The 1,502-nt window shown below is 68.5% G+C and carries 1 protein-coding gene; it reads right to left on the minus strand.

Annotation, left to right across the window (positions count from 1 at the left end; all coding sequences use genetic code 11):
- Window positions 1-25: 25 nt before the first annotated feature.
- Window positions 26-1,246 carry an IS110 family transposase gene (locus tag HHX35_RS42310; RefSeq protein ID WP_259405916.1) on the minus strand — a complete coding sequence of 407 codons (1,221 nt, stop codon included), beginning with the start codon at window positions 1,244-1,246 and terminating at the stop codon, window positions 26-28.
- Between the last annotated feature and the right edge of the window lie 256 nt (window positions 1,247-1,502).

The raw sequence follows: 1,502 nt of genomic DNA on the forward strand, positions 1-1,502 counted from the left end.
GAAAGACATCCCAGGAGCTTGAGTGTCAAGCAGCGAGAGATCCGGAGTGTTGCGACCAAGCGGTCGCCTCGTCGTAGAGGGTGCCGGTCTTGAGGCAGCCGTGCAGGATGCCGACGAGGCGGTTGGCGACCTGGCGCAGCGCCGTGTTGTAGTCGGCGTCGCGAGCGCGTTGCCTGTCGTAGTAGGCGCGGGCGCCGGGCGAGAAACGGACCGCGGTGGCGGCCTGGGTGATCAGCGCGTCGATCAGCCTGTCGTTGTGCACGAACCGGGCGGCGACAACCTTCTTCTTGCCCGAGGCGCGGGTGATCGGGCTGGTGCCGGCGTAGTTCTTGCGGGCCTTGGCCGAGGCGTAGCGGTAGGGGTCGTCACCGAATTCTGCGAGCACCCGGGCGCCGAGGATCGGTCCCAGCCCAGGCTGGGAGCAGATGATCTCAGCGGCCGGGTGCCGGCCAAAATGCGCCTCGACCTCCTTGTGCAGGGCGGTGACCTGCTCGTTCAATGCGGTCAGGACGGCGATCAGTGCCCGGACCGAGGCCGCGTAGGCGGCGGTGACCACCTCAGGCTGGCTCAACTGTTCGGTGCGCAGAGCGGCCTGGATGGGCGCGGCCTTGGCAGCCAGATCGCCTCGGCGGCCGGCGCGTTTGAGCGCCGCGCTGATCTGGCTGATGGTCAGCTTCGCCGCCGATGCCGGGTCGGCTGCGCGGGCCAGCAGGTTCAGCGCCTCAGGGGCGTCCAGGTCCTCGAACGCGACCAGGGCGGCGGGGAAGTAGTCACGCAGCGCGTGCCGCAGCCGCTGGGTATGGCGGGTACGTTCCCAGATCAGCGTCTTATGCATCCGGGCCACGACCTTGACCGCCTCAGCTTGCGGGCTGTCGCCGGCCACCGGCCGCAGCTGGTGGGAGTCCGTGCGGACCATGTCGGCCAGCATGTGCGCGTCGGCCGCGTCGCTCTTGGCGCCCGACACGCTCAGTCGTTCCCGGTAGCGGGCGGCCTGCAGCGGGTTGACCGCCAGCACTGTGTACCTGGCGGCGACCAGCGCCGCCACCCACGGCCCGCGGTCGGTCTCGATCCCGACGATCACCTCCGCCTCTTCGGCCTGCTCGCCAAGTTGCTCGCCGATCATGGCGTGCAGCCGGGACATTCCCGCCACTCCCTCCGGCAGACGTGCCTTGGCCAGGCGCCGCCCCGAAGCGTCCATCAGCTCCACGTCGTGATGGGCCTCGGCCCAGTCGTCTCCCACGAACAGTCGCAATGTCTCTCCCGACTTCGGCACCGCTGGTCAGCAGCCTGCGGGAGAACCATCAGCGACCTAATGAAGCAGTGCTCACGCCCCAGACGGGCGGGCACGACATCCCATCAGCGATCAACTCTCCCGGCCGACCGGCAGGGGCACGATCTTTCATCAGGGCTCGAAGCCCAGGAGAACCAAGTGCTCACCTGCCGGGGGCTACCAGGCACCGAGTCTGCCGGAAGGCGACTCGCTAACACTCATTAGGAGAACG

The sequence above is a fragment of the Microbispora sp. H10830 genome, assembly GCF_014161375.1.
In the GTDB taxonomy this organism is placed as follows: domain Bacteria; phylum Actinomycetota; class Actinomycetes; order Streptosporangiales; family Streptosporangiaceae; genus Microbispora; species Microbispora catharanthi.